This is a genomic window from Pseudomonas sp. 13159349, from assembly GCF_013305685.1.
Taxonomy (GTDB): domain Bacteria; phylum Pseudomonadota; class Gammaproteobacteria; order Pseudomonadales; family Pseudomonadaceae; genus Aquipseudomonas; species Aquipseudomonas asiatica.
The window spans coordinates 1,284,216-1,309,775 of record NZ_CP045553.1 but is presented as its reverse complement, the minus strand read 5'-3'; the positions used below and the strand labels follow the sequence as shown (position 1 = coordinate 1,309,775).

The 25,560-nt window shown below is 63.9% G+C and carries 26 protein-coding genes; 6 read left to right on the top strand and 20 right to left on the bottom strand.

Going from position 1 to position 25,560, the window contains the following annotated elements; all coding sequences use genetic code 11:
• Positions 1–17 precede the first annotated feature (17 nt).
• The gene (locus GEV38_RS06085; protein WP_015269149.1) at positions 18–1,442 is read left to right on the top strand and encodes a gamma-aminobutyraldehyde dehydrogenase; all 1,425 of its coding nucleotides are present in this window, start codon (positions 18–20) and stop codon (positions 1,440–1,442) included.
• 126 nt (positions 1,443–1,568) lie between these two features.
• Here the strand turns inward: GEV38_RS06085 and GEV38_RS06080 are convergent, their stop codons facing one another.
• The 3 genes from GEV38_RS06080 to GEV38_RS06070 form a co-directional block, all read right to left on the bottom strand.
• A complete protein-coding gene (locus tag GEV38_RS06080) occupies positions 1,569–2,675 on the bottom strand; it encodes an NADH:flavin oxidoreductase/NADH oxidase (RefSeq protein ID WP_054573212.1) in 1,107 nt (368 codons plus the stop codon).
• 783 nt (positions 2,676–3,458) lie between these two features.
• Complete coding sequence (recJ, locus tag GEV38_RS06075) at positions 3,459–5,168, bottom strand: single-stranded-DNA-specific exonuclease RecJ (protein ID WP_054573211.1); 1,710 nt, start codon at positions 5,166–5,168, stop codon at positions 3,459–3,461.
• 8 nt (positions 5,169–5,176) lie between these two features.
• Positions 5,177–5,719, bottom strand: coding sequence for a YaeQ family protein (locus GEV38_RS06070; protein WP_015269146.1), 543 nt, complete (start codon positions 5,717–5,719; stop codon positions 5,177–5,179).
• A gap of 133 nt (positions 5,720–5,852) precedes the next feature.
• On the opposite strand from GEV38_RS06070, the gene GEV38_RS06065 reads away from it, so the two are divergent.
• Both GEV38_RS06065 and GEV38_RS06060 read left to right on the top strand, forming a co-directional pair.
• Positions 5,853–7,052, top strand: coding sequence for a CaiB/BaiF CoA-transferase family protein (locus GEV38_RS06065; protein ID WP_015269145.1), 1,200 nt, complete (start codon positions 5,853–5,855; stop codon positions 7,050–7,052).
• Between the two features lie 20 nt (positions 7,053–7,072).
• On the top strand, positions 7,073–7,945 hold the full coding sequence (locus GEV38_RS06060) for a TIGR02285 family protein (protein ID WP_054573210.1): 873 nt from the start codon (positions 7,073–7,075) through the stop codon (positions 7,943–7,945).
• A gap of 285 nt (positions 7,946–8,230) precedes the next feature.
• On the opposite strand, the gene GEV38_RS06055 is transcribed toward GEV38_RS06060, so the two are convergent.
• From GEV38_RS06055 to ffh, 12 genes are all read right to left on the bottom strand, one after another.
• Complete coding sequence (locus GEV38_RS06055; RefSeq protein WP_015269143.1) at positions 8,231–8,512, bottom strand: DUF3509 domain-containing protein; 282 nt, start codon at positions 8,510–8,512, stop codon at positions 8,231–8,233.
• Between the two features lie 79 nt (positions 8,513–8,591).
• Positions 8,592–9,011, bottom strand: coding sequence for a response regulator (locus GEV38_RS06050; RefSeq protein ID WP_054573209.1), 420 nt, complete (start codon positions 9,009–9,011; stop codon positions 8,592–8,594).
• Between the two features lie 220 nt (positions 9,012–9,231).
• On the bottom strand, positions 9,232–10,641 hold the full coding sequence (thrC, locus tag GEV38_RS06045) for a threonine synthase (RefSeq protein WP_010952565.1): 1,410 nt from the start codon (positions 10,639–10,641) through the stop codon (positions 9,232–9,234).
• Between the two features lie 58 nt (positions 10,642–10,699).
• Positions 10,700–12,004, bottom strand: a complete 1,305-nt coding sequence (locus GEV38_RS06040) for a homoserine dehydrogenase (protein ID WP_003259434.1) — start codon at positions 12,002–12,004, stop codon at positions 10,700–10,702.
• A gap of 83 nt (positions 12,005–12,087) precedes the next feature.
• On the bottom strand, positions 12,088–12,831 hold the full coding sequence (locus GEV38_RS06035) for a DsbC family protein (RefSeq protein ID WP_054573208.1): 744 nt from the start codon (positions 12,829–12,831) through the stop codon (positions 12,088–12,090).
• 153 nt (positions 12,832–12,984) lie between these two features.
• Positions 12,985–13,881: a site-specific tyrosine recombinase XerD gene (gene xerD / locus GEV38_RS06030; RefSeq protein WP_054573207.1), complete on the bottom strand. Its 897-nt coding sequence runs from the start codon at positions 13,879–13,881 to the stop codon at positions 12,985–12,987.
• A gap of 231 nt (positions 13,882–14,112) precedes the next feature.
• A complete protein-coding gene (locus GEV38_RS06025) occupies positions 14,113–14,520 on the bottom strand; it encodes an acyl-CoA thioesterase (RefSeq protein WP_054573223.1) in 408 nt (135 codons plus the stop codon).
• Positions 14,521–14,613: 93 nt separating this feature from the next.
• Positions 14,614–14,964 carry a 50S ribosomal protein L19 gene (gene rplS / locus GEV38_RS06020; protein WP_003252148.1) on the bottom strand — a complete coding sequence of 117 codons (351 nt, stop codon included), beginning with the start codon at positions 14,962–14,964 and terminating at the stop codon, positions 14,614–14,616.
• Between the two features lie 42 nt (positions 14,965–15,006).
• A complete protein-coding gene (gene trmD, locus GEV38_RS06015; protein WP_003252146.1) occupies positions 15,007–15,759 on the bottom strand; it encodes a tRNA (guanosine(37)-N1)-methyltransferase TrmD in 753 nt (250 codons plus the stop codon).
• 3 nt (positions 15,760–15,762) lie between these two features.
• Entirely contained in the window at positions 15,763–16,299 is a 537-nt protein-coding gene (gene rimM, locus GEV38_RS06010) for a ribosome maturation factor RimM (protein WP_013971190.1), read from the bottom strand.
• A gap of 5 nt (positions 16,300–16,304) precedes the next feature.
• Positions 16,305–16,556 (bottom strand): 30S ribosomal protein S16, encoded by a 252-nt coding sequence (rpsP, locus tag GEV38_RS06005; RefSeq protein ID WP_003259424.1) that lies wholly within the window; start codon positions 16,554–16,556, stop codon positions 16,305–16,307.
• 259 nt (positions 16,557–16,815) lie between these two features.
• Positions 16,816–18,192: a signal recognition particle protein gene (ffh, locus tag GEV38_RS06000; protein WP_013971189.1), complete on the bottom strand. Its 1,377-nt coding sequence runs from the start codon at positions 18,190–18,192 to the stop codon at positions 16,816–16,818.
• Positions 18,193–18,516: 324 nt separating this feature from the next.
• Between ffh and GEV38_RS05995 the strand changes: the two genes are divergently transcribed.
• From GEV38_RS05995 to GEV38_RS05985, 3 genes are all read left to right on the top strand, one after another.
• Positions 18,517–19,326, top strand: coding sequence for an inner membrane protein YpjD (locus GEV38_RS05995; RefSeq protein ID WP_015269139.1), 810 nt, complete (start codon positions 18,517–18,519; stop codon positions 19,324–19,326).
• Positions 19,327–19,335: 9 nt separating this feature from the next.
• Positions 19,336–20,541 carry a transporter associated domain-containing protein gene (locus tag GEV38_RS05990; RefSeq protein ID WP_054573206.1) on the top strand — a complete coding sequence of 402 codons (1,206 nt, stop codon included), beginning with the start codon at positions 19,336–19,338 and terminating at the stop codon, positions 20,539–20,541.
• A 275-nt stretch (positions 20,542–20,816) separates the two neighbouring features.
• A complete protein-coding gene (locus GEV38_RS05985; protein WP_054573205.1) occupies positions 20,817–22,118 on the top strand; it encodes an MFS transporter in 1,302 nt (433 codons plus the stop codon).
• A gap of 114 nt (positions 22,119–22,232) precedes the next feature.
• Here GEV38_RS05985 and purT read toward each other — a convergent pair whose 3' ends face one another.
• The 5 genes from purT to GEV38_RS05960 form a co-directional block, all read right to left on the bottom strand.
• Positions 22,233–23,414: a formate-dependent phosphoribosylglycinamide formyltransferase gene (purT, locus tag GEV38_RS05980; RefSeq protein WP_013971185.1), complete on the bottom strand. Its 1,182-nt coding sequence runs from the start codon at positions 23,412–23,414 to the stop codon at positions 22,233–22,235.
• A 76-nt stretch (positions 23,415–23,490) separates the two neighbouring features.
• The gene (locus GEV38_RS05975; RefSeq protein WP_003252131.1) at positions 23,491–23,958 is read right to left on the bottom strand and encodes a VUT family protein; all 468 of its coding nucleotides are present in this window, start codon (positions 23,956–23,958) and stop codon (positions 23,491–23,493) included.
• A 167-nt stretch (positions 23,959–24,125) separates the two neighbouring features.
• Positions 24,126–24,323: a DUF1289 domain-containing protein gene (locus tag GEV38_RS05970; protein ID WP_043935378.1), complete on the bottom strand. Its 198-nt coding sequence runs from the start codon at positions 24,321–24,323 to the stop codon at positions 24,126–24,128.
• Positions 24,313–24,837: a gamma carbonic anhydrase family protein gene (locus GEV38_RS05965; RefSeq protein WP_054573204.1), complete on the bottom strand. Its 525-nt coding sequence runs from the start codon at positions 24,835–24,837 to the stop codon at positions 24,313–24,315. The genes GEV38_RS05970 and GEV38_RS05965 overlap by 11 nt, the downstream gene beginning before the upstream one ends.
• Before the next feature lie 44 nt (positions 24,838–24,881).
• Entirely contained in the window at positions 24,882–25,481 is a 600-nt protein-coding gene (locus GEV38_RS05960; protein ID WP_003252125.1) for a CoA pyrophosphatase, read from the bottom strand.
• Positions 25,482–25,560: the final 79 nt, after the last annotated feature.

Below are 25,560 nucleotides of genomic sequence, written 5' to 3'. Positions count from 1 at the left end.
CCCTGGAGGAGTCCCCGATGCAAACGCAGATGCTAATCAATGGCCAACTGGTCGCTGGCGAAGGCCCGGCCTGGACCGTGCTCAATCCGGCGCTGGGCAGTGCCCTGGCGCAGATCAACGAAGCCAGCGAGGCCCAGGTGGACAGCGCCGTGCGCGCCGCCGACCAGGCCTTCGACAGCTGGTCGCAAACCAGCCCCAAGGAACGCTCGCAAGCCTTGCTGGCACTGGCCGACGCTATCGAAGCCCATGGCGATGAACTGGCCCGACTGGAATCGCAGAACTGCGGCAAGCCGCTGAGCGCTGCGCTGAATGACGAGATCCCGGCAATTGCCGACGTGTTCCGCTACTTCGCCGGTGCGGCGCGCTGCCTGGGTGGCTCGGCAGCTGGCGAGTACCTGCCGGGCCATACTTCGATGATCCGCCGCGACCCGCTGGGCGTGGTGGCCTCGATCGCGCCGTGGAACTACCCGTTGATGATGCTGGCGTGGAAGATCGCCCCGGCCCTGGCTGCCGGCAACACGGTGGTGATCAAGCCCTCCGAGCTGACCCCGCTGACCGCCCTGCGCCTTGGCGAACTGACCCGGGACCTGCTGCCACCGGGGGTGCTGAACATCCTCTTCGGCCGTGGCCAGACGGTCGGCAACCCGCTGGTCAACCACCCCAAGGTGCGCATGGTGTCGCTGACCGGCTCGATCCCCACCGGCGCGCACATCATCAGCGCCACCGCCGACAGCGTGAAACGCATGCACATGGAACTGGGCGGCAAGGCCCCGGTGCTGGTGTTCGACGATGCCGACATCGATGCCGCCATCGACGGCATCCGTACCTTCGGCTTCTACAACGCCGGCCAGGACTGCACCGCCGCCTGTCGGCTGTACGTGCAGGATGGCATCTACGAGCGTTTCGTCGAACGCCTGGGGGCCGCGGTGGCCAGCCTCAAACCGGGCCTGCAGGAAGCCGAGGACACCGAACTGGGGCCACTGATCAGTGCCCAGCACCGCGACAAGGTCGCAGGGCTGGTGCAACGGGCCATCGCCCAACCGCACATTCGCCTGGTGACCGGTGGCAAGGCGATCGAGGGCGACGGTTTCTTCTTCGAACCGACCGTACTGGCCGACGCCCTGCAGGACGACGAAATCGTGCGTAATGAAGTGTTCGGCCCGGTAGTGTCGGTGACCCGCTTCAACGACGAAGCGCAGGCGCTGGAATGGGCCAACGACTCCAACTACGGCCTGGCCTCATCGGTATGGACCCGCGACACCGGCCGCGCCCACCGCCTGGCGGCGCGCCTGCAGTATGGCTGCACCTGGGTGAACACCCACTTCATGCTGGTCAGCGAAATGCCCCATGGCGGGCAGAAGCATTCGGGGTATGGCAAGGACATGTCGATGTATGGGCTGGAGGACTACACCTGTGTGCGGCATGTGATGATCAAGCACTAGTCCAGGGTTGAATCTACTGGCCTCTTCACGGGCTTGCCCGCTCCCACAGGTACATCACAGCCCTTGAGGTTTTTGATGTACCTGTGGGAGCGGGCATGCCCGCGAAGAGGCCTGTGCAGGTAGAACCTAGTCCCGCAGGTCCGACTCGTGAATCGGGTTGGCCCGGCTGGTGGCGCGCTGGTATTGCGCTGGCCAGGTAGCTTTGTTGCCGCCCAGGTCGTCGTCGGCATGCAGCGGCCAGTACGGGTCGCGCAGCAGTTCGCGGGCGAGGAAGATGATGTCGGCCTGGCCAGTGCGCAGAATGTGCTCGGCCTGGGCCGGTTCGGTGATCATGCCCACGGTGCCGGTGGCGATTTCCGATTCCTTGCGCACACGCTCGGCGAAGCGCGTCTGGTAGCCCGGGCCGGTGGGGATTTCGGCGTTGACCGAGGTGCCGCCGGAGGACACGTCGATCAGGTCGACGCCCAAACCACGCAGGCGGCGGGCCAGTTCGACGGTTTCATCCGGGTTCCAGCCGTCCTCGACCCAGTCGGTTGCCGATACCCGCACGAACAGCGGTAACTCGGCAGGCCAGACCTTGCGCACGGCCTCGACCACCTGCAGGGTCAGGCGGATGCGGTTTTCGAAGCAACTGCCGTATTCGTCGCGACGCTGGTTGCTCAGCGGCGACAGGAACTGGTGCAACAGGTACCCGTGGGCGGCATGGATTTCGACCACCTTGAAACCGGCCTTCAGGGCGCGCTCGGTCGAGGCGACGAAGGCGTCGATCACACCCTGAATCTCATTGTGGTTCAACTCGTGCGGCGTCGTGTGTTGCGGGTCGAAGGCGATTTTCGACGGGCCCACCGGCTGCCAGCCGCCCTCCTCGAGCTTGACGCTGCCTTGCTTGCCCAGCCATGGGCGATAGGTGCTGGCCTTGCGCCCGGCGTGAGCCAGCTGGATGCCGGGCACGCTCCCCTGGGCGGTGATGAAACGGGTGATGCGTTGCAGCGGGGCGATCTGAGCGTCGTCCCACAGGCCGAGGTCTTCAGCGGTGATGCGGCCATCGGCGGTCACCGCCACGGCTTCAGTGATTACCAGGCCAGCGCCACCCACGGCGCGGCTGCCTAAATGGACAAGGTGCCAATCATTGGCCAGGCCATCGACGGCGGAATACTGGCACATCGGCGAAACGGCGATGCGGTTGGGCAGGGTCAGCTGACGCAGGGTGTAAGGCTCGAGCAGCAGGCTCATGAGGGCACCTCCCAAGGACTCCAATGGTGATCCGGCCCGGACACTCAATTGCACGTCCCTGGCCCAGGTCCGGTCATAACTTCAGACTAGACCAGAATGGTTGGGGGGGAGGTTCCATGGGATTTGGTAGAGGTTGAACGGCTCTGCGTTACCAGCGCCATGTCTGATCAGAGTTTCAGATATCCCTTACGGCCCAGATCTGGTGAAGCCTAGGCTGAGGAAATAACCTACAAGTCCTGTCGACTCGCGTCTGATTGTTACTGGAATCCCGACTCTCTGGCCTTTGCTGGTCGCTGGCATTCAGCGGCCGGGGGTGGAATCCCGATCAATTACCGAGTAGCTGTCGTCATGGCAGTTGTGCGCGGAAGGCCGCAAAGCCTAACGGGTCTACTCGTAGCCTGGATTCCACACCGCGTACAACTGCCACCCTTCGTGTGGAATCGGAGAGGCGGTCAATCAGCCATTCGCCAGCCCACAGGTACAGCGCAAGCCTTGAGCCCGGCTCAGGCCATGTGGGAGCGGGCGTGCCCGCGAAGAAGGCGACTCGGTGGCTGGCACCGGCTCTGCCGGTGTTCGCGGGCATGCCCGCTCCTACAGGTACGGTGCAAGCCTCAAGCGCGGCGCTGACCCTGTGCGAGCGGGCGTGCCCGCGAAGAAGGCGACTCAGTGGATGGCACCGGCTTCGCCGGTGTTCGCGGGCATGCCCGCTCCCACAGGGATCTTCACCTGGCATCAAGGCCTTGTGCCATACCTACAGAGTTGCGGAAGCCGCAGTACTTGCAGTCAGCGCGGCTCCATGTGGGCAATCATCAACTGCACACTTTCGTTGCCACGGAACTCGTTCACATCCAGCTTGTACGCCAACTCGACCCAACGCACCGTCGGGTTCGGCCACACTTCGCGGTCAATGCCAAAGGCAATGCCGTCCAGCCGCACCGAGCCGCACTCGCTCTTGAGCACCACCTTCAGGTGCCGCTCGCCCACCACGCGTTGCTCCACCAGCTGGAACACGCCATGGAACAGCGGCTCGGGGAAGTGCTGCCCCCAGGGCCCGGCATGGCGCAGGGCCTTGGCCAGGTCGAGGTGGAACTCCTCCACCGCCAGGCTGCCGTCGGACAACAGCCGACCGGTCAGGTCCTCTTCGCGCAGCTGGCGTCGCACTTCTTCATCGAACGCCTCGGCAAATGCCGGGAAATTGGCCTCGGGCAAAGACAACCCCGCCGCCATCGCGTGGCCGCCGAACTTGCTGATCAGGTGCGGGTGGCGCGCCGCCACCGCATCCAGCGCATCGCGAATATGGAACCCCGGCACCGAACGCGCCGACCCTTTGAGCATACCCTCGCCAGCGTCGGCGAAAGCGATGGTCGGCCGGTGGTAACGCTCCTTCAGGCGCGAAGCCAGAATACCGATAACCCCCTGGTGCCAGTCGGCATCGAACAGGCACAGGCCATATGGCATCGACTCGACAGGCAGGTCCTTGAGCTGGGCCAGGGCCTCGCGCTGCATGCCCTGTTCGATGGACTTGCGGTCCTGGTTCAGGTCGTCCAGCTGCTGGGCCATGTCCTGGGCCAGGGCCGCGTCTTCACACAGCAGGCATTCGATGCCCAGGCTCATGTCGTCCAGGCGCCCGGCAGCGTTCAGCCGCGGGCCGAGGATGAAGCCGAGGTCGGTCGAGGTGATACGCCGGTGATCGCGACGGGCCACTTCAAGAATGGCCTTCAGCCCCGGTCGGGCGCGGCCGGCACGAATGCGTTCGAGGCCCTGGTGCACCAGGATGCGGTTGTTGGCATCCAATGGCACCACGTCGGCGACGCTGCCCAGGGCAACCAGGTCGAGCAATTCGCCGATGTTCGGCTGCGGCTGCGTTTCGTAGCGCCCCAGGCTGCGCAGGCGCGCACGCAGGGCCATCAGCACGTAGAAGATCACCCCTACCCCGGCCAGCGCCTTGCTCGGGAAACTGCAGCCCGGCTGGTTGGGGTTGATGATGGCGTCGGCGTCGGGCAACTCCGCGCCCGGTAGGTGGTGGTCGGTGACCAGCACCTTGAGCCCGGCGGCTTTGGCAGCAGCCACACCCTCGACGCTGGAAATGCCGTTGTCCACGGTGATCAGCAGCTGCGGCTGGCGTTGCAGCGCCACCTCGACGATTTCCGGGGTCAGGCCGTAGCCGTATTCGAAGCGGTTGGGCACAAGGTAGTCGACATGGGCCGCGCCCAGCAGGCGCAGGCCCAGCACGCCGACAGTACTGGCAGTGGCGCCGTCGGCATCGAAGTCGCCGACGATGAGGATGCGCTGGCGCTGGTCGATAGCCTCGACCAGCAGATCCACGCCGGCCTCGATGCCCTTGAGCTGCTGGTACGGCAGCAGGCGCGCGAGGCTTTTGTCCAGCTCGGCCTCGCTCTGCACGCCGCGCGCGGCGTACAGGCGGGTCAGCAAGGGTGGCAGGTTACCCAGGAATGGCAGGGTCGGCGGCAGCGGGCGAGGTTCGATACGCATGGGGTGCTTCAGCCGCGCTCACCAAGCAGCCAGTCCAGCTGCACTTCGTGCTGGCCACGGTCGTCGGTGACGAACAAGGTGCCTTCACTGATCATCACGTCCCACTTGATGGTGCGGGGCATGTCGGTGGCGAGGGTTTCCAGCACCTCTTGCGGCACCGCGGCGATGTTCAGGTTCTTCAGGCCCTTGACCGCATCTACCACCTTGTTCTGCCATACGCGCAGGCTGCCGTAGGCCAGCAGGCTGGTGCGCTCGGTGCGGCGCGAGCACCAAGTCAGTCGGTCGGCGTCCGGCTGGCCTACCTCGATCCAGTGCAGGATGCGATCGTCCAGGCTCTTTTCCCACAGCGCCGCCTCGTCCACGTCGGACAGGCCACGGCCGAACGACAGGTTTTCGTTGTACCAGAGGGCGTAGGCCAGCAAGCGTACGGCCATGCGTTCTTCGGTTTCCGAAGGGTGGCGGGCAATGGTTTGACGGACGTTTTCGTACACGCCGCGGTCGAGGTCGGTCAGGTTCAGTTCGAATTTGTAGGTGGTGGACGGCTGGGCCATGGTCGACGGGCTTCTTGCGCAGAGAAAAAGTGACACAGTCTAACCGATACTGCCCTTCGTTGCCCCGCAGCAGTATCTGCCGCTTCGGACCTATGATAAAACCACGCATCTGCCCAGCTGCCACGGATGCCCCATGACTACGCCCAGCAAACCCCTCGCCGGTCTCAAGGTTGTCGAACTCGGCACCCTCATCGCTGGCCCGTTCGCCTCGCGTATCTGTGCCGAATTCGGCGCCGAGGTGATCAAGGTCGAATCGCCCGATGGCGGCGACCCGTTGCGCAAATGGCGCAAGCTGTACGAGGGCACCTCGCTGTGGTGGTTCGTGCAGGCCCGCAACAAGCAGTCGCTCACCCTCAACCTCAAGCACCCAGAGGGCCGCGAGATTCTAAAACGCCTGCTGGCCGACGCCGACATCCTGATCGAGAACTTCCGCCCGGGCGTGCTGGAAAAACTCGGCCTGGGCTGGGACGTGCTGCACGCGCTCAACCCGCGCCTGGTAATGGTGCGCCTGTCGGGCTTCGGCCAGACCGGGCCGATGAAGGACCAGCCGGGCTTCGGCGCCGTGGGCGAGTCGATGGGCGGCCTGCGCTACATCACCGGCTTCGACGACCGCCCACCGGTGCGCACGGGTATTTCCATCGGTGACTCGATTGCTGCCCTGTGGGGTGTGATCGGTGCACTGATGGCGCTGCGACACCGGGAAGTCAACGGCGGCCAGGGCCAGGTGGTAGACGTGGCCCTGTACGAAGCGATCTTCGCCATGATGGAAAGCATGGTCCCGGAGTTCGATGTGTTCGGCTTTATCCGCGAACGTACCGGCAACATCATGCCAGGCATCACGCCCTCCTCCATTCACACCAGCGCCGACGGCAAGCATGTACAGATCGGCGCCAACGGCGATGCGATCTTCAAGCGCTTCATGCAAGCCATTGGCCGCACCGACCTGGCCGACGACCCGACCCTGGCCACCAACGATGGCCGCGACCTGCGCCGTGACGAGCTGTACGGGGTAATCGACCGCTGGGCCAACAGCCTGCCGCTGGAGCAACTGATACAGGTGCTGAACGCCGCCGAAGTACCGGCCAGCCGCATCTATTCGGCCGAGGACATGTTCAATGACCCGCAGTACCTGGCACGCGAAATGTTCCTGCAGGCCAAGCTGCCGGACGGCAAGCCATTCCGCATGCCGGGGATCGTGCCCAAGCTGTCGGACACCCCCGGCTCTACCGAGTGGGTAGGCCCGGCGCTGGGCGAACACACCGAGGCACTGCTCGGCACCCTGGGCTACGACGCGGCGGCCATCGCCAGCCTGCGCGCAGCAGGCACGGTCTGACCCTGGCGCGGCCCTGGTCCATGCGCGCTGCCCGTTGCCTATGTCACCTGGTCCTGCTGTGCGGGCTGCTGCCTGCACTGCTGCAGCCAGCCAGCGCCAAGGAGCGCATCTTCTGGCTGGTGCGCGACCTGCCGCCGTTCACCATTCTGGAAGGGCCGGAAAAAGGCCAAGGGGTGATCGACCAGTTGCTGCCCCTGCTGATCAGGCAGATGCCCGAGTACGACCACAGCATCCTGCGGGTCAACCGCGCCCGCGGCATCCAGATGCTGCAGGACCCGAAAAGTTTCACCTGCGACCCGACCCTGCTGTGGACGCCGGAACGCGCCGAATATGTGAGGTTTTCCGTGCCTTCCCTGGGCGTGCTCAGTGGCGGCCTGGTGCTGCGCAAGGAAAGCGAGGCGCTGGTGGCGCCTTACCTCGACGGCCAGGAGGTAGACCTGCTCAACCTGCTGAGCAAGACCCCACTGAAGCTGGGTGTTGTCGCCGAGCGCAGCTATGGCACACAGATCGACGCCATCCTGCGCCAGTTGCCCGACACCGCGTTCAGCCGCCACTACGGCAACGACGCCACCGCCAACCTGCTGCAGATGCAACAGCTCGGGCGCCTGCGCATGGTGCTCGGCTACTGGCCCGAGGTGCGCTACCTGGTCGACCTGCAAGGCGGGGCGCTGGCTGACTACCAGTTTCACCCTGTGAAAGGGGTAAACCGCTACCAGTTTCTGCATGTGGGCTGTTCAAACAGCGAGCTGGGGCGTGAAGCCATTGCGCACATCGACCAGCTGCTGCCTGCCCTGCGTCGGGATGTGTTGCCGGGGTTGTATGCACGCTGGCTGGACCCGGCGTTGCAGGAAGACTACCTGGAAGAGAGCAAGCGCTTCTTCGAAGACCACTAGCTGCCCGATCGGCCCCTGTAGGAGCGGCCTTGTGTCGCGATGGGGCGCGTAGCGGCCCCACATTTTCAGCTTCGCCGCAAAGATTGCCGGGGCCGCTTTGCGGCCCATCGCGACACAAGGCCGCTCCTACAAGGACATGTGCCTGCCCCCCAAGAAAAGAAACCCCGGGCGCTGGGGAAACACGCCCGGGGCCAAGCGAAAGCCCTTGGGGGCTTCCCGTGACAGCCTTGCCAGCGCCGGAGCAAAGCACTGGCCAGGCTGCCCCTACAGTGTCTGATAAACCACTCAGGCAAAGGTTCCATGGGGTTGCTGACGCTGCTGCAATGCCGCGATCACACAGGGCTGCAAACGCCCTTCGGCGATCTGCAGGTCACGGTGAAGGCCATCCACCAGGTCGACCAACAGGCGTTGTTCCTGCAACTGGCGTTCGCTCACCGTGCGCCGCAAGGTGATGCCGGCGAGGCGGTCATGAACGGTCAGTTGGCGATTACCCTGGGCATCGGCGACGCCGAGGTGGGTCTGATAGGGGGTCAGGGCTTCGTTGAGCAGTCTGCAGATTCTTTCCATCCGGATCACTCGCTGCGTGGTGGGATATAGAGGAACTGACCAACAGACGCAGCGGAAAGTTCGTTACACCGCGGCTGCTTCAGTGAGCATGCGGGGCGGACGTGACAGTTTGAATACGCCGCCACGGGCGCACCTGCAGTGCCTGCAGAGCTCGCTGCAGGCATGGCATCGACAGTGGCCAGGACAGTTCCGCGAGCACCCACAGGCCCCGGTTTCTGGCCTCTTGGGCAAGGTTGCGGCGCTTGGGGGTAGCCTGGCCGACGAACAGCAAAGCACGAGTTCGGTGCTGCTGTTCGAGCAAGGCAAGGCCGGCCCGGGTTGGCATGGCGTGGTCAAGGATCAGCAGATCGGGGCGGTGATCGGCGTTCAGGCAGGCGTCGAGGTCTGCACTGGTTTCGCTGATGCGCACACGGAACATGCCCTGAGCGTTGAGGGCCTGGTGCAGGAGGATCTGATGGGATGGGCGAGCCTGGTGGATCAACACGTAGGGCTGGTGCATGAGCCGCTCCTGATGGGAGGACCGGCTAATTTAGGCGTTGCGCTGGGCGGCCTGAATAGGATGTTTCTGATGGAGCAGTGGGAAGATTCGGATAATTAGGGCTGCTCCGCAGCCCATCGCTGGCAAGCCAGCTCCCACAGGGATTGCACATGACCTTGGGTCTATGCGGTCGGGGTGGGAGCTGGCTTGCCAGCGATGGGCCGTAGTGCGGCCCCGATGCTTACAAAGGCTTGCCGCGGTTACCATGCTGGCTGACAAAGCCCTGCACGGCCTTCAGGTCATTGGCCAGCACCGTGCAACGCTCTTCACGGCTGAACAGGTCGCTGAGGTGCGCTGGCAGCTCCAGCGCCTTGCCAACACCGGCCTTCTCCACCGCTTCCGGGAACTTGACCGGGTGCGCGGTGCCCAGCACCACCATCGGCGTGTCCAGGCTGCGGCGGCACTCGCGGGCGGCCTTGACGCCGATAGCGGTGTGCGGGTCGAGCACTTCGCCGGTAGCGGCGAACACTTCGGCGATGGTTTCGCAGGTCTGCTCGTCGCTCACTGCCAGCGAGTCGAACAGCTTGCGCGCTTCGGTCCAGCGGTCTTGCTCGACGCTGAAGCCGCCACCTTGCTTGAAGTTGGCCATCAGCTCGGCAATGGCGCCGCCGTTGCGGCCGTGCAGGTCGAACAGCAGGCGCTCGAAGTTGGACGAGACCATGATGTCCATCGACGGCGACAGGGTCGCGTGCAAAGTTTCCTTGACGTACTGGTTGCCGCTCATGAAGCGGTGCAGGATGTCGTTGCGGTTGGTGGCGACGATCAGCTGGCTGACCGGCAGGCCCATGTTACGTGCCAGGTAGCCGGCGAAGATGTCGCCGAAGTTGCCGGTCGGCACCGAGAACGCCACGGAACGCGCCGGGCCACCCAGCTGCAGGGCAGCGTGGAAGTAGTAGACGATCTGGGCCATGATCCGCGCCCAGTTGATCGAGTTGACCGCAACCAGGCGGGTGCCCTTGAGGAACGACTGGTCGGCGAAGCTGGCCTTGACCATTTCCTGGCAGTCGTCGAAGTTGCCTTCGATGGCGATGTTGTGGATGTTGTCGCCGAAGATGGTGGTCATTTGCCGGCGCTGCACTTCCGACACGCGCTGGTGCGGGTGCAGGATGAAGATGTCGACGTTGTCGCAACGGCGGCAACCTTCGATGGCGGCGGAACCGGTGTCACCACTGGTGGCGCCGATGATCACCACGCGCTCGTTGCGCTTGGCCAGCACGTGGTCCAGCAGGCGGCCGAGCAGTTGCAGGGCGAAGTCCTTGAACGCCAGGGTCGGGCCGTGGAACAGCTCCAGCACCCACTCGTTGCTGTTCAATTGACGCAGCGGGGCAACCGCGGCGTGGGCGAACTCGCCGTAGGTTTCCTCGAGGATCTTCTTGAAGTCGGCGTCGGCGATGCTGCCTTCGACGAACGGGCGCATCACCCGGAAAGCAAGTTCGTGGTACGGCAGGCCAGCCCACGAGGCGATTTCTTCCTGGGTGAAGCGTGGCAGGTTTTCCGGGACGTACAGGCCGCCGTCGCTGGCCAGGCCAGCCAGCAGGACGTCTTCGAAATTGAGGGCCGGAGCCTGGCCGCGGGTACTGATATAGCGCATGGGTGCAAACCTTCGATACTGGGGCCGGGGCCGCGCTGGCGGCCCCACGGCACTATTGTTAGTTGAGCTGCTCGACGCGAATGCGCACGACCTTGCCGATGACGTCCTGCAGGGCTTCCAGGGCGACGATGGCGTCGTTGATGCGCTGCTCGACCACGCGATGGGTCAGCAGGATCATCGGCACCAGGCCGTCCTGTTCCTCGGCTTCCTTCTGCATGATCGACTCGATGTTGATGCCACGCTCCGAGAGGATGCTGGCCACCTGGGCCAGTACGCCAGGGTGATCCTTGGCCTGGATGCGCAGGTAGTAGGCACTTTCGCAGGCTTCGATCGGCAGGATCGGGTGGGCCGACAGCGAATCCGGCTGGAAGGCCAGGTGCGGTACGCGGTTTTCCGGGTCGGAGGTCATGGCACGGACCACATCCACCAGATCACCGACCACCGACGAAGCGGTAGGCTCCATGCCGGCACCGGCGCCGTAGTACAGGGTGGAGCCGGCAGCGTCGCCGTTGACCATGACGGCGTTCATCACGCCGTTGACGTTGGCGATCAGGCGGTCGGCCGGGATCAGCGTCGGGTGTACGCGCAGCTCGATACCTTCGGCAGTGCGGCGGGCCACACCCAGGTGCTTGATGCGGTAGCCCAGGGCCTCGGCATAGTTCACGTCAGCAGTGGTCAGCTGGGTGATGCCTTCGGTGTAGGCCTTGTCGAATTGCAGCGGGATGCCGAAAGCGATCGAGGCCAGGATGGTCAGCTTGTGCGCGGCATCGATGCCTTCAACGTCGAAGGTCGGGTCGGCTTCGGCGTAACCCAGCGCCTGGGCTTCGGCCAGCACGTCCGGGAAGGCGCGGCCCTTCTCACGCATTTCGGTGAGGATGAAGTTGCCGGTGCCGTTAATGATGCCGGCCAGCCAGTTGATGTGGTTGGCCGACAGGCCTTCGCGGATGGCCTTGATCACCGGGATGCCACCGGCCACGGCCGCTTCGAAGGCGACGATCACGCCCTTCTCGCGGGCCTTGGCGAAGATTTCGTTGCCGTGCACGGCAATCAGCGCCTTGTTGGCGGTGACCACGTGCTTGCCGTTTTCGATGGCCTTGAGCACCAGTTCGCGGGCCACGGTGTAGCCACCGATCAGCTCGATGACAATGTCGATCTCCGGGTTGCTCGCAACTTCGAACACATCAGCGGTAATGGGGGTACCGGTAATCTGGCAGTTCGGGTTCTGCGAGCGCATGGCAATCTGTGCCACTTCAATACCGCGCCCGGCACGGCGGGCGATCTCCTCGGCGTTGCGCTGAAGTACATTGAAGGTTCCGCCACCGACGGTCCCCAACCCACAGATGCCTACTTTGACCGGTTTCACTGTGAACTCCCCATTGAACGGCCGGCACCTATGCCGACCGTGAAACATGCCGTCACCCCATGACGACGGCGTACTGAATTGGATTACTTGGCCAATGCCAGCTTGGCGACCTGCGGTGCCGGCTGGTAGCCCGGAATGACCTGGCCGCTTTCAAGGACGATCGCCGGCGTGCCGTTGACGCCGATCGACTGGCCCAGCTGGAACTGCTTGCTGACCGGGTTGGCGCACTTGGCGGCCTTGATTTCCTCACCCTCGACCATCTTGTCCATCGCCGCACGGCGGTCGCTGGAACACCAGACGGCCTGCAACTGCTGGTCACCCGACGAACCGAGGCCCTGACGCGGGAAGGCGACATAGCGCACTTCGATACCGCGGCGGTTGAGCTCGGGCACCTCGGCGTGCAGCTTGTGGCAGTACGGGCAGGTGGTGTCGGTGAACACGGTGATGTGCGACTTGGTCTCGCCTTTGGCAGGATAAACCACCATCTCGGCGGCTGGAATGCCGTTGATGAGCTTGGCAATGCCCAGGCGCTCGGTCTTCTCGGTGAGGTTGACCGGCTTACCGTCCTGGATCTGGAACAGGTAGCCCTGCATCACGAATTGGCCGTCGCCGCTGGCATACAGCACGCGGCCGCCCTGCAGCTTGACTTCATAGAGGCCGCTGACCGGGCTGCTGGCCACGCTTTCGACGGGCACTTCCAGCTCGAGGTTCTGCAACGACTTACGGATGGCCTGCTCGGCAGCGGTATTGCTGTCGGTTGCCGCGGCAACGGCAAAGGTACTGGCCAGCGCCAACGCGGCGGCGGCGAAAAACTGGGTCACGCGCATGGGAACTCCTGAAGGCGGACAGGGGCCGGAGGGCGCCACCTGCGGAAAATACGCGGTGACCGTGCGGCCCTTGGTGCAAACCGCTCAAGCCTACCACATCACACCGCCAGTGAAGGGCCTTGCAAGGACCGGTCGGCGGAACATGAAAAACATTCATCCACGCGGGTGGTGCTGAGCGTGCAATTGCTGCAGGCGAGCCTTGGCGACATGGGTGTAGATCTGCGTGGTCGACAGATCACTGTGGCCCAGCAGCATCTGCACCACGCGCAGGTCGGCACCATGGTTGAGCAGATGAGTAGCGAAGGCATGGCGCAGGGTATGCGGCGACAGCGGTTTGTCGATACCGGCGACCCGGGCATGGTGCTTGATGCGATGCCAGAAGGTCTGGCGGGTCATCTGATCGCCACGCTGGCTGGGGAACAAGACATCGCTGGGGCGGCCATTGAGCAGTTCGGCGCGGCCATCGCGCAGGTAGCGCTGCAACCAAAGCACCGCCTCTTCGCCCATGGGCACCAGGCGCTCCTTGCTGCCCTTGCCCATCACCCGCAGCACGCCCTGGCGCAGGTTGACCTGATCGAGGGCCAGGCTGACCAGTTCGGTGACCCGCAGGCCGCAGGCGTAGAGGACTTCGAGCATGGCGCGGTCACGCTGGCCAATGGCTTCGCTCAGGTCCGGGGCCTGCAGCAAGGCTTCGACGTCGGCTTCGGACAACGACTTGGGCAGCGGCTTGCCCAGTTGCGGCATGTCGACTTGCAGGGTCGGGTCGATGGCCACCAGTTTTTCCCGCAGCAGGTAGCGGAAGAAACCGCGCAGGCCGGACAGGAAGCGTGCCGTGGAGCGCGGCTTGTAGCCTTGGTCGAGGCGCCAGGCCAGGTGGTCGAGAATCAGGTCGCGGCCGGCATCGGGCAAGCTGACGCCGTGTTCCTGCAGCCAACCGTTGAACAGGGCCAGATCGCTGCGGTAGGACATGCGGGTGTTGTCGGACAGGCCCTTTTCAAGCCACAGGGCGTCGAGGAACTGGTCGATCAGGGGGTGGTCTAGGGCGGGCATTCGGGGCTGCTGGGTGTTGGAGGTGGGGCTAGTGTTTCACAGCAGCTGACAAGTTGTCGTGCCCAATCAGGGGCTTGGGCAGCTGACGCGGGCCTTGTAGGAGCGGCCTTGTGTCGCGATGGGCTGCACAGCAGCCCCAGGATTCCAAGGGCTGTACCATCTTGGGGCTGCTGTGCAGCCCATCGCGACACAAGGTGATCCTACAGGGGCCGCGTCAGGCCCAGGATGGGCTCAGGCCTGGGGCAAGACCGGCACCGGCCGCTTGTCCTCGTCGATGGCGACGAAGCTGAACACCCCATGAATCGCTCGCTCGCGCCCATCCAGGTACATGTTCTCGACGAACACATCCACCTGCACCTGCAAGCTGGTATTACCCACCTTGATGACCGTCCCCACCAGCTCGACGATCGAGCCCGCCGGGATCGGGTGCTTGAAGTCGATGCGGTCAGTGGACACGGTCACCAGTGGCAGGCGGCAGAAGCGCGTGGCAGCAATGAACGACACTTCGTCCATCCAGGCCAGGGCGGTGCCGCCGAACAGGGTGTTGTGGTGGTTGGTGGTGTTGGGGAACACCGCCTTGGTCACGCGGGTCACCGACAGCTCGGTGCGGCGCAGGATTTCCTGCTCTCGGGTAGTCATGGCAATCACATCTTCGGGGGTCAAAACGCAAAAAAGCAGCCCGAAGGCTGCTTTTTTCTCGCTAGGCGGCCTCGGCCACCGGGCAAACTGCACTCAGGACAGTTTTTCCTTGATGCGAGCGGCTTTGCCGGACAGGTCGCGCAGGTAGTACAGCTTGGCTTTACGCACGTCACCACGACGTTTCACGGCCAGGCTGTCGATTTGCGGGCTGTAGGTCTGGAAGGTACGCTCTACGCCAACGCCGCTGGAGATCTTGCGCACGGTGAAGGCGCTGTTCAGACCGCGGTTACGCTTGGCGATAACGACGCCTTCGAACGCCTGCAGACGGGAACGCTCACCTTCCTTCACTTTAACCTGAACGACAACGGTGTCGCCTGGTGCGAAGGTCGGGATTTCCTTGCTCATCTGCTCGGCTTCGAGCTGCTGGATGATCTTGTTGGTCATGCTGTGCTCCTAAGATGGATACGTGATCCACCATCGATACGTTTAACTATCGTCCCGCTCGCGGAGATATTCCTCGAGCAGCTTCTTCTCTTCTCCAGAAAGCGAGCGACTTTCCAGAAGATCGGCGCGTCGTTCGAAGGTCCTACCAAGGGACTGCTTCATTCTCCAACGCCGGATGTGTGCATGGTTGCCACTTAGCAACACGTCGGGAACACGCTGATCCGCATACACCTCAGGTCGGGTGTAGTGCGGGCAATCGAGCAGACCGTCGGTGAAGGAATCTTCTTCCGCCGAGTCCACATGCCCTAAAGCTCCGGGCAGCAGCCGTGTAACCGCATCGATCAGTACCATGGCCGGCAGCTCGCCACCGGAAAGCACATAGTCGCCAATCGACCACTCCTCATCGACATGAGCCTCGATAAAGCGCTCGTCGATGCCTTCATAACGACCGGCGATCAGGATCAACGATTCCTGTTCGGCCAGGCCTTTGACCGCCTGCTGAGTCAGCTTGCGGCCTTGTGGCGAAAGGTAGATCACCTTCGCCGCTGCTCCGGTCGCTTGCCTGGCGCTAACCAGGGCATCTTCCAGAGGCTTGATTTTCATCACCATGCCCGGACCACCGCCAAACGGCCGATCATCCACCGTGTGGTGACGATCTGTGGTGTAGTCCCGCGGGTTCCAGCAAGTCACCTGAAGCAACCCCTGTTTCACCGCGCGGCTGGTAATGCCGTACTCCGTGATGGCCGAGAACATCTCGGGGAACAACGTGATGACGTCTACGCGAAGGTTACCCATCGTTTAGAAGTCCGCGTCCCATTCAACCCGCATCACGCCTGCTTCCAGGTCGACGTCGAGCACGCATTGCGCCGTATAGGGCAACAGACGCTCGCGATCATCCAGGCTGCCTGCGCAGGGCTTGACCACCATTACATCGTTCGCACCGGTCTCCAACAGGTGATCGACCTTGCCGAACAGTTGTTCGTCCTGGTTGATGACCTTCAGGCCGACCAACTGGTACCAGTAGTACTCGTCAGCAGCCAGGTTGGGCAGAAGGCTCCGCGGAATGCAGATTTCGTAACCGCTCAGAAGACGGGCTTCATCGCGATCATCGAGGCCTTTCAGCTTCACGACCAGGCCCTTCTGGGAGCCACGACCGTTGACCAGCTCGACCTGCTTTACCTTGCCTTCGTGCCGAAGCGTCCAGCGCGGATAATCCAACAGGTTTTCAATCGGATCGGTAAAGGAATACACCTTCACCTCGCCGCGAACGCCGTGAACCGAAAAAATCTTGCCAACGACGATGAGGTCGTCAGCCTTTTCTGGCGTCGCGTTCATACTACTCAGGCAGCAGCCTTGGCAGCGTCCTTCAGCAGCTGAGCAACGCGCTCAGACGGCTGTGCACCCTGGCTCAGCCAGTAGTTGACGCGCTCTTGGTTGACCGACAGCTTGACTTCGGCGCCAGCAGCGATCGGGTTGAAGAAACCTACGCGCTCAACGAAACGGCCGTCACGGGCGTTACGCGAGTTGGTCACGGTCAGGTGGTAGAATGGGCGCTTTTTCGAGCCGCCACGGGCCAGACGAATGGTTACCATGTGAACATCGTTCCTATAGTCGGTGCTGCAGTTGATACAGCAGCTGGTACTGCAAATCTGAATGCCAAATAGGCACACGGGTGCCCAAAAGGCCGCATATTCTCGGGGAATACACGGACATTTGCAAATGACTTTTTCGGCAAGGCCCTGCCCTGCCGTCCAGATCTGCCGGTTGAGCCGCGAAATCCGCGGCCATTGCCCCGCCACGGCGGGGGTTCTGGACGCCTGCCGGACAAACGGCAGGCACCCGGAATAGGGGTTACAGCTTCGGCATGCCGCCGCCCGGCAGCATCCCGCCCAGGCCGCGCATCATTTTGGCCATGCCGCCCTTGGCGGAGAATTTCTTCATCATCTTCTGCATTTGCTTGTGCTGCTTGATCAGGCGGCCGACGTCCTGCACCTGGGTGCCGGAACCAATGGCGATACGGCGCTTGCGCGAGCCGCTGATCAGCTCCGGATCACGGCGCTCGGCCGGGGTCATGGAGTTGATGATCGCTTCCATCTGCTTGAACTGCTTCTCGGCGGCGCCCTGGGCGTTGCCCATCTGCGACAGGTTGACCCCGCCGATGCTCGGCAGCTTGTCCATCAGGCCACCGAGGCCGCCCATGTTCTTCATCTGTTGCAACTGGTCGCGGAAGTCTTCGAGGTCGAAGCCCTTGCCCTTCTTCAGCTTCTTGGCCAGCTTGTCGGCCTTGGCCTTGTCGATGTTCTGCTCGGCCTGCTCGATCAGGCTGAGCACGTCACCCATGCCGAGGATGCGCGAGGCGACGCGGTCGGGGTGGAACGGTTCGAGGGCTTCGGTCTTCTCGCCCATACCGATGAACTTGATCGGCTTGCCGGTGATGGCACGCACCGACAGCGCGGCACCGCCACGGGCGTCACCGTCAACCTTGGTCAGCACCACGCCGGTCAGCGGCAGCGCCTCGCCAAAGGCCTTGGCGGTATTGGCGGCGTCCTGGCCGGTCATGGCGTCGACCACGAACAGGGTCTCGATCGGCTTGACCGCGGCATGCAGCGCCTTGATCTCGTCCATCATGTCGGCGTCGATGTGCAGACGGCCGGCGGTGTCGACGATGACCACGTCGATGAACTTCAGCTTGGCTTCGCGGATGGCCGCTTCAGCGATGGCCACCGGCTTCTGGCTGATGTCGGACGGGAAGAAGGTTACGCCGATGTCGTTGGCCAGGGTTTCCAGCTGCTTGATCGCCGCCGGGCGGTAGACGTCGGCGGACACCACCATCACGCTCTTCTTCTTGCGCTCCTTGAGGAAGCGCGCCAGCTTGCCGGCGGTGGTGGTCTTACCGGCACCCTGCAAGCCGGCCATCAACACCACGGCTGGCGGAGCGGCGTTCAGTGCGAGGTCTTCGTTGGCCGCGCCCATCAGGCTTTCCAGCTCGGCCTGGACGATCTTCACGAACGCCTGGCCTGGGGTCAGGCTGCGCGACACTTCGGTGCCGACTGCACGGTCCTTGACGCTGTTGACGAAATCCTTGACCACCGGCAGGGCAACGTCGGCCTCGAGCAGGGCCATGCGCACTTCGCGCAGCGTGTCCTTGATGTTGTCTTCGGTCAGCTTGGCCTTGCCGGTGACATGGCGCAGCGTCTGTGACAGGCGGTCGGTCAGGTTTTCGAACATGGTGATCCTTTCAGGCCCAGTAAAAGCCGAGGTTTGTCAGGCGCCCAGGGGGGAATGCATACCCGCCGGGCACAGCAAGGCGGCGATTATAGCGAAGTGCGGCGGCGGCGCACACCTTGCTGGCGGCCGGGTAGATATTCGGTGGCTGTGCCGGCCTCTTCGCGGGTGAACCTGCTCCCACAGGAACATCACCATCCTGAAGAGCGGCGCGATCCCTGTGGGAGCGGGCGCGCCCGCGAATGCCGCACCGCAGTCTGCCAGTCTTCCTAGACCAGCGCGATCTATGCCAAACTCCGTCTCTTTAAGGCTCGCCAACCAGGACTTATGTTCTCCTCACCCAGCCTCATCCCCAACCTGATCGCCGCCGGCCTATATATAGCAGCGGCCATCTACCAGGGCTCTTACCTTGCCCAGAACCGCAAGGCCGACAAGCGCCTGCTTGCCCTGCTGGGTACCTTCGCGGTACTCGCCCAGGCCGGTGCGCTGTTCTTCCAGCTGATCACCCCGCTGGGCCTGAGCCTGGACTTCTTCAGTGCCGCCAGCCTGATCGCCGTGGCCGTCATCGCCCTGACCCTGCTGGCCTGCTTGCGCATACCCGTGGAAAACCTGCTGGTGCTGCTGTTCCCGCTGGGCGCGGTGACCGCGCTGCTGGCCCAGTTCGCGCCCCCCGGCACGGTGCCGCTGGTCAACGAAGAGCCGGGCATCCTCGCGCATATCCTGCTGTCGATCCTGGCCTATGGGCTGTTCACCATTGCGGTGTTCCAGGCCCTGCTGTTGCTGCTGCAAGACCGCCAACTGAAGAACAAGCACCCATCCGGGCTGATCCGCAACTTCCCGCCGCTGCAAACCATGGAAAGCCTGCTGTTCGGCTTCCTCTGGGCTGGCTGGTGCCTGCTGTCGCTGTCGCTGATCTCCGGCTGGCTGTTCCTCGACAACCTGTTCGCCCAGCATCTGGTACACAAGACCCTGCTGGCCTGTATCGCCTGGGTGGTGTTCAGCGTGCTGCTGTGGGGCCGTACCCGCCTGGGCTGGCGTGGCCACAAGGCCATCCGCTGGACGCTGGCCGGTTTCTGCCTGCTGATGCTGGCCTATTTCGGCAGCAAGCTGGTTCGCGAATTCATCCTGCATATCTGACGGCCGCCCATGGATACCCTGCCGTACGCACCGCTATTCGGCACCCTGGCACTGGCGCTGTTGTGGTCGGCGCTATTCACCGCGGTGGATGCCGCCCGCCTGCAACTCAATGGCGCGCTGCGCACCGGCGAGGAGGGCCAGCCCGTGCTGCCGACCCAGGCCTTGGTGCTGTGCGCCAGCCTGGGCAAGCTGCTGGTGCTGGGCCTGGCCTGCCTGGTTGGCCAGCGCCATAGCGGCGAGCACGGCTTCTGGCTGGCCGGGTTGGCCGCCACCCTCGTCCTGCTGGTGTTTGCCGAATACCTGCCGCGGCGCCTGGCCCGGCGCAACCCGCAAGCGTTCGTCAGCCTCGGCACCAGCCTGCTGAAAGTCCCCCTCGCCCTGCTGCAACCGCTAGCCTGCCTGCTGGATGGCATTGCCAAGCTGATCCTGCGTCCGTTCCGCGTGCAACCCACGGCCGTGGCCCTGCACCCGCAGGAAGCCGACGAATTCGACGAGGATGAGGAACACGAAGCACCGCGCCACGGCCTGCTCGACGGCCTGCAGTCACTGGACAAGATGACCGTCAACGACATCCTGGTACCGCGCAACGAAGTGGACGGCATCAGCCTCGACGAGCCGATCGAACGCATCATCGAGCAACTGATCGTCAGCCGCCACACCCGCCTGCCGGTGTACCACAGCGACATCAACCAGGTTGAAGCTATCCTCAATACCAAGCTGATCAGCCACCTGCTGCCCAAGGCCGAGCTGACCCTGGAGATGCTGCTCGGCGCCTGCTACGAGCCCTATTTCGTGCCCGAGAGCACGCCCCTGCAAATGCAGCTGCTGAACTTCCACAAGCAGCAGCGCCGCCTGGGCGTGGTGGTGGACGAGTACGGCGAAGTGCTGGGCATCGTCACCCTGGAAGACATCCTCGAAGAGATCGTTGGCGAGTTCGAGGATGAACACAGCCTGGACAACCCCCACGTGCACCCGCAGCCCGATGGCACTTTCGTCATCGACGGCACTGCTTCGCTGCGCGAGATCAACCGCAGCCTGGGCTGGCACCTGCCCTGCGACGGCGGGCCGAAAACCCTCAACGGGCTGGTCACCGAAGCGCTGGAAAGCATCCCGGAAAGCGCCGTTTGCCTGAAGATCGGCCGCTATCGCCTGGAAATCCTCGAAACAGAGGACAATTGTGCCAGCAAGGTACTGGTGTGGACCGTGACCCGATAGCTATACTCGGGTCACGCTTACCCAGCCCCGCCGTCCCGCCTGCTACCCGCACCCGGCGCTCCACGGCCAGTCCGCTCCACTGACACGCCCCGCGGTCCTGCTTCAACACCCCGAACAGTGCCCGCCCCCGCCCCTATCCCCCTTGGGCTATCGTCAGTCGGGCGCACACAACAACAAAACGCTCCGGCGCCCGCGCCACCGTGCCTGCCCTTTTGCATTGCACACCGCGGGGCTTATCCCAATGGAGCCGGACCAGACTGTCAGGGACCTATTCAATGACAACCAGCAGCACCTATGCCGAAGCGCCTGCCGCGCCGGTCAACTCGCCCGCGCGGGTAGCCACCGCCAGCTTCATCGGCACCGCCATCGAGTTCTACGATTTCTACGTCTACGCCACTGCCGCCGCCCTGGTGATCGGCCCGGTGTTCTTCCCGTCCGGGTCAGGCACCGCGCAGATGCTGGCGGCCTTCCTCACCTTCGGTATCGCCTTCCTGGCGCGCCCGCTGGGTTCGGCACTGTTCGGCCACTTTGGCGACCGTATCGGCCGCAAGTCGACCCTGGTCGCCTCGCTGCTGCTGATGGGCGTGTCCACCACGGCCATCGGCGTGCTGCCGGGCTACGACAGCATTGGTGTCTGGGCGCCGATCATCCTCTGCCTGCTGCGCTTTGGCCAAGGCCTGGGCCTGGGTGGCGAATGGGGTGGCGCGGCCTTGCTGGCCACCGAGAACGCGCCCGAAGGCAAGCGCGCCTGGTTCGGCATGTTCCCGCAGCTGGGCCCGTCGATCGGCTTTTTGGCCGCCAACGGCCTGTTCCTGACCCTGGCCCTGGTGCTCAGCGACGAGCAGTTCCGCGAGTGGGGCTGGCGCATTCCGTTCCTGCTCAGCGCCGCGCTGGTACTGGTGGGCCTGTATGTGCGCCTGAAGCTGGAAGAAAGCCCGGTGTTCGCCAAGGCCGTCGCCCGCCACGAGCGGGTGAAAATGCCGGTGGTCGACCTGTTTTCCAGATACTGGCTGCCGACCCTGCTGGGCGCAGCGGCGATGGTGGTGTGCTACGCGCTGTTCTACATCTCCACGGTGTTCTCGCTGAGTTATGGCGTGACCACGCTGGGCTACAGCCGCGAGACGTTCCTTGGCCTGCTGTGCTTCGCGGTGGTGTTCATGGCCCTGGCCACACCACTGTCGGCCTGGCTCAGCGACCGCTACGGGCGCAAACCAGTGCTGATCGTCGGCGGCCTGCTGGCGGTGGCCTCGGGCTTTACCATGGAGCCGCTGCTGACTTCGGGGTCGACCGCAGGCGTGGCGCTGTTCCTGGCCATCGAACTGTTCCTGATGGGCGTGACCTTTGCGCCGATGGGGGCACTGCTGCCTGAACTGTTCCCGACCCACGTGCGTTATACCGGCGCTTCGGCGGCCTATAACCTGGGCGGCATCGTCGGCGCCTCGGCGGCACCGTTCTTTGCCCAGAAGCTGGTGAGCATGGGTGGGTTGAGCTGGGTGGGGGGTTATGTTTCGGTGGCGGCGGTGATCAGCTTGATTGCCGTGCTGTGCCTGAAAGAGACCCGCAATACGCAGCTGTAAGTAAATGGGGCCGCGTTGCGGCCCTTCGCGGGCACGCCCGCTCCCACAGGGGTAGCGCCGAAACCTGTGGGAGCGGGCGTGCCCGCGAAGGGCTGCAACGCAGCCCCAATCGGATCAGAACTCGACCTTGACCGCCTGCGAAGCACGGGTCGCCTTGGCACGCGCCGCTTCGACCGATTCGTCACGCGCCAGACACACGCCCATGCGGCGGGTACCGTTGATTTCCGGCTTGCCGAACAGGCGAATGGCGGTATCCGGCTCGCTCAGCGCCGCACCCAGGTTGGCAAAGCTGGTCTGCTGCGACTGCCCCTCGGGCAAGATCACCGCCGAAGCCGAAGGGCCGAACTGGCGCACAACCGGAATTGGCAGGCCAAGAATGGCGCGGGCATGCAGGGCAAACTGCGACAGGTCCTGGGAAATCAGGGTCACCAGGCCGGTGTCATGCGGGCGCGGCGAGACTTCGCTGAACCACACCTGGTCGCCCTTCACGAACAGTTCCACGCCAAACAGGCCACGACCGCCCAGGGCATCGGTGACCGCCTTGGCCACCCGCTGCGACTCGGCCAGCGCCTTCGGGCTCATGGCCTGCGGCTGCCACGATTCCTGGTAGTCACCCTTCTCCTGGCGGTGGCCGACTGGCTCGAGGAAGGTGGTGCCGCCAACGTGGCGCACGGTCAGCAGGGTGATTTCGTATTCGAAGTCGATGAAGCCCTCGACGATGACCCGGCCTTTGCCGGCGCGGCCGCCTTCCTGGGCGTAGGCCCACGACTTCTGCAGGTCGGCATCGCTGCGCAGCAGGCTCTGGCCCTTGCCCGACGAGCTCATCACCGGCTTGACCACGCACGGGTAGCCGACATCGGCCACGGCCTTGGCGTAGTCTTCATAGGTGTCGGCGAAGTGGTACGGCGAGGTCGGCAGGTCCAGCTCTTCGGCGGCCAGGCGGCGGATGCCTTCACGGTTCATGGTGAGCTGGGTGGCGCGGGCGGTCGGCACCACGTTGAAACCTTCGTTTTCCAGCTCGACCAAGGTGGCGGTGGCGATGGCCTCGATTTCAGGGACGATGTAGTGCGGCTTCTCGGCCTCGATCACCGCGCGCAGGGCCACGCCATCGAGCATGTTGACCACGTGGCTGCGGTGCGCCACCTGCATCGCCGGGGCATTGGCGTAGCGGTCGACGGCGATCACTTCGACGCCCAGGCGCTGCAGCTCGATCACCACTTCCTTGCCCAGCTCGCCACAGCCGCAGAGCAGTACACGGGTCGCAGTGGGCGACAAGGGGGTTCCGATACGGGTCATTTCAGGTCCTCGAAGGCGTCCGGGGCCGCACCAGGCTTGGCGCCGCCCGCTGAAAAAGGACCGCTATTCTACACCATCAACCCGCCACGGCGGCCCGCCGGGCGCGAAATGCCATGGCCAGCCACACGGCGGTGACACCGGCGAATTTCGAGGCCATGGCGGTGCCGATCACGGCTGGGGTCAGGGCACCGATCATGCCGAAGAAGATGAAGGTGTCGACCGGGATGCTCAGCGCCGAGCTCAGCCACAGGCGGTCGCGCAGCGGTCGGCGGGTGATGCTGAACACCAGCCAGTCGATCAGTTCGGAAATGAAGAAGGCGGTGGCGCTGGCCAGGGCGATGGCCGGTTCCGAGGTGACGTAGGACAGCACCAGCGCCGCCAGCATGGCGACCAGGGCGCCATGGCCGAAGCGGGTTTGCACCATGTCGCGCAGGATGAACACCAGGCCGCCCCAGGCGGACCAGATGATGTCCAGGTGCGGCGCACTGGAGAAGGCGTAGTTGATCAGCACTACGCTGCTGATGTAGGCAATCAGATAGAACATGGCGGGTAGTCTGTGGGCAAGCGGCACAGATTACCGCTGGCTGGTTCGCGGGTAAACCCGCTCCCACAGGGGCGGGCGAGCGAAGAGGCCATAACTACAAACGAACACCTTTTGCCTTGCTGGCCTCTTCGCAGCACAAGGCTGCTCCTACAGGGGGGCGCGTCAGCCTACAGGATGAGGCCAGCCTCCACGGCCCTTTCATGGCAACGCTTGAGCACAGCCCGGCGCTCGTCGTTGTCCATCCGCCCCCAGCGGCTGATTTCCGCCACGCTTCGCTGGCAACCGGTGCAGATATCCTGCTCGTCCAGTGCACAGATGCTCACGCACGGCGAGGCCACCGGCCGCTCCACTACATCACTCATCATCAACCACCAACTCCCGTGCATAACGCTGGGCATTGTGCACGTAATGCGCGGCACTGGCTTCAAGCATGCGTTTCTGCTGTTCGGTCAGCTCGCGCACCACCTTGCCCGGCGAACCCATCACCAGCGAACCGTCGGGGATCTCCTTGCCTTCTGCAATCAGCGCATTGGCGCCAATGATGCAATGCTTGCCGATACGCGCGCCATTGAGGATGACCGCGTTGATACCGACCAGGCTGTAGTCGCCCACCGTGCAACCATGCAGCATGGCGTTGTGGCCAACGGTCACGCCCTTGCCCAGGGTCAGCGGCGAGCCCATGTCAGTGTGCATCACCGTGCCATCCTGCACGTTGCTGCCTTCGCCAATGTCGATCAGCTCGTTGTCCCCGCGCAGCACCGCGCCAAACCACACGCTGGCATCGGCCTGCAGGCGCACCTTGCCAATCAGCGTGGCGTTGGGTGCGGCCCAACTGGTGGGGTGGCTCTCGACCCGCAGGTTGCCCAGGCGGTATTTCATGCTTGCTCCTCAGGCTGCAACGCAGACGACGGGGTTGGCCCCGCTCAGTTTTCGATGTAACGCTCCGGGGGCTGGTGCAGGCTGATGCCGGCATCGAACAGCAGGTTGACCAGTTCGACGATCATGATCGCCGACAACCCCCAGATCTTGTATTCGCCATAGCGATAGCTGGGCACATACCAGCTGCGCCCCTGGTAATCGATACGATGGGTATGGTCGCGCGGGTCCTGGCGGAAGAATTCCAGCGGCACGGTGAATACTGCCGCGATCTCGGCATCATTGGCACGGTATTCGACAAAATCGGGGATGAGCCCGACGAATGGCGTCACTTTCAGGCCGTGCAGCGAAATCAGCGGGCTGAGCGGGCCGATCACTTCCACCAGGCCTGGTGGCAGGCCAATTTCTTCTTCGGCTTCACGTAGCGCGGTGAACACCAGGTCCGGGTCTTCCGGGTCGCGGCGGCCACCGGGAAAAGCCACTTCGCCGCCGTGGGTGGACAGGCCCTTGGCGCGCAGGGTCAGGACCAGCTCGGGCGCTTCGCTGCGGGTAATGGGCAAGAGGACCGCCGCTTCGGGGAACCGCCGGTCGGTTTCCAGTGATGCGGGTTGGTGGTTGCTCATTCGGCGAAGTAGCTCGTCCAGCATTGCGCACGCTCATATCCAAGGCCTGCCTTGCATGATGCACCAAAGGCGCGAAGCACCCAAGCCCCGTGCGCTTGCGACG

What these genes read in the sequence shown, in the direction of transcription:
- GEV38_RS05970 (WP_043935378.1), bottom strand. Translation starts at nt 24,323, where the DNA reads ATGATGAGTGATGTAGTGGAGCGGCCGGTGGCCTCGCCGTGCGTGAGC.
- GEV38_RS06080 (WP_054573212.1), bottom strand. Translation starts at nt 2,675, where the DNA reads ATGAGCCTGCTGCTCGAGCCTTACACCCTGCGTCAGCTGACCCTGCCC.
- GEV38_RS05995 (WP_015269139.1), top strand. Translation starts at nt 18,517, where the DNA reads ATGTTCTCCTCACCCAGCCTCATCCCCAACCTGATCGCCGCCGGCCTA.
- GEV38_RS05985 (WP_054573205.1), top strand. Translation starts at nt 20,817, where the DNA reads ATGACAACCAGCAGCACCTATGCCGAAGCGCCTGCCGCGCCGGTCAAC.
- rpsP (WP_003259424.1), bottom strand. Translation starts at nt 16,556, where the DNA reads ATGGTAACCATTCGTCTGGCCCGTGGCGGCTCGAAAAAGCGCCCATTC.
- GEV38_RS06035 (WP_054573208.1), bottom strand. Translation starts at nt 12,831, where the DNA reads ATGCGCGTGACCCAGTTTTTCGCCGCCGCCGCGTTGGCGCTGGCCAGT.
- GEV38_RS06065 (WP_015269145.1), top strand. Translation starts at nt 5,853, where the DNA reads ATGACTACGCCCAGCAAACCCCTCGCCGGTCTCAAGGTTGTCGAACTC.
- GEV38_RS06050 (WP_054573209.1), bottom strand. Translation starts at nt 9,011, where the DNA reads ATGCACCAGCCCTACGTGTTGATCCACCAGGCTCGCCCATCCCATCAG.
- GEV38_RS05965 (WP_054573204.1), bottom strand. Translation starts at nt 24,837, where the DNA reads ATGAAATACCGCCTGGGCAACCTGCGGGTCGAGAGCCACCCCACCAGT.
- trmD (WP_003252146.1), bottom strand. Translation starts at nt 15,759, where the DNA reads ATGGGTAACCTTCGCGTAGACGTCATCACGTTGTTCCCCGAGATGTTC.
- GEV38_RS06025 (WP_054573223.1), bottom strand. Translation starts at nt 14,520, where the DNA reads ATGACTACCCGAGAGCAGGAAATCCTGCGCCGCACCGAGCTGTCGGTG.
- GEV38_RS06085 (WP_015269149.1), top strand. Translation starts at nt 18, where the DNA reads ATGCAAACGCAGATGCTAATCAATGGCCAACTGGTCGCTGGCGAAGGC.
- GEV38_RS06070 (WP_015269146.1), bottom strand. Translation starts at nt 5,719, where the DNA reads ATGGCCCAGCCGTCCACCACCTACAAATTCGAACTGAACCTGACCGAC.
- recJ (WP_054573211.1), bottom strand. Translation starts at nt 5,168, where the DNA reads ATGCGTATCGAACCTCGCCCGCTGCCGCCGACCCTGCCATTCCTGGGT.
- GEV38_RS05990 (WP_054573206.1), top strand. Translation starts at nt 19,336, where the DNA reads ATGGATACCCTGCCGTACGCACCGCTATTCGGCACCCTGGCACTGGCG.
- purT (WP_013971185.1), bottom strand. Translation starts at nt 23,414, where the DNA reads ATGACCCGTATCGGAACCCCCTTGTCGCCCACTGCGACCCGTGTACTG.
- GEV38_RS05960 (WP_003252125.1), bottom strand. Translation starts at nt 25,481, where the DNA reads ATGCTGGACGAGCTACTTCGCCGAATGAGCAACCACCAACCCGCATCA.
- ffh (WP_013971189.1), bottom strand. Translation starts at nt 18,192, where the DNA reads ATGTTCGAAAACCTGACCGACCGCCTGTCACAGACGCTGCGCCATGTC.
- GEV38_RS05975 (WP_003252131.1), bottom strand. Translation starts at nt 23,958, where the DNA reads ATGTTCTATCTGATTGCCTACATCAGCAGCGTAGTGCTGATCAACTAC.
- rimM (WP_013971190.1), bottom strand. Translation starts at nt 16,299, where the DNA reads ATGAACGCGACGCCAGAAAAGGCTGACGACCTCATCGTCGTTGGCAAG.
- GEV38_RS06055 (WP_015269143.1), bottom strand. Translation starts at nt 8,512, where the DNA reads ATGGAAAGAATCTGCAGACTGCTCAACGAAGCCCTGACCCCCTATCAG.
- GEV38_RS06060 (WP_054573210.1), top strand. Translation starts at nt 7,073, where the DNA reads ATGCGCGCTGCCCGTTGCCTATGTCACCTGGTCCTGCTGTGCGGGCTG.
- thrC (WP_010952565.1), bottom strand. Translation starts at nt 10,641, where the DNA reads ATGCGCTATATCAGTACCCGCGGCCAGGCTCCGGCCCTCAATTTCGAA.
- xerD (WP_054573207.1), bottom strand. Translation starts at nt 13,881, where the DNA reads ATGCCCGCCCTAGACCACCCCCTGATCGACCAGTTCCTCGACGCCCTG.
- rplS (WP_003252148.1), bottom strand. Translation starts at nt 14,964, where the DNA reads ATGACCAACAAGATCATCCAGCAGCTCGAAGCCGAGCAGATGAGCAAG.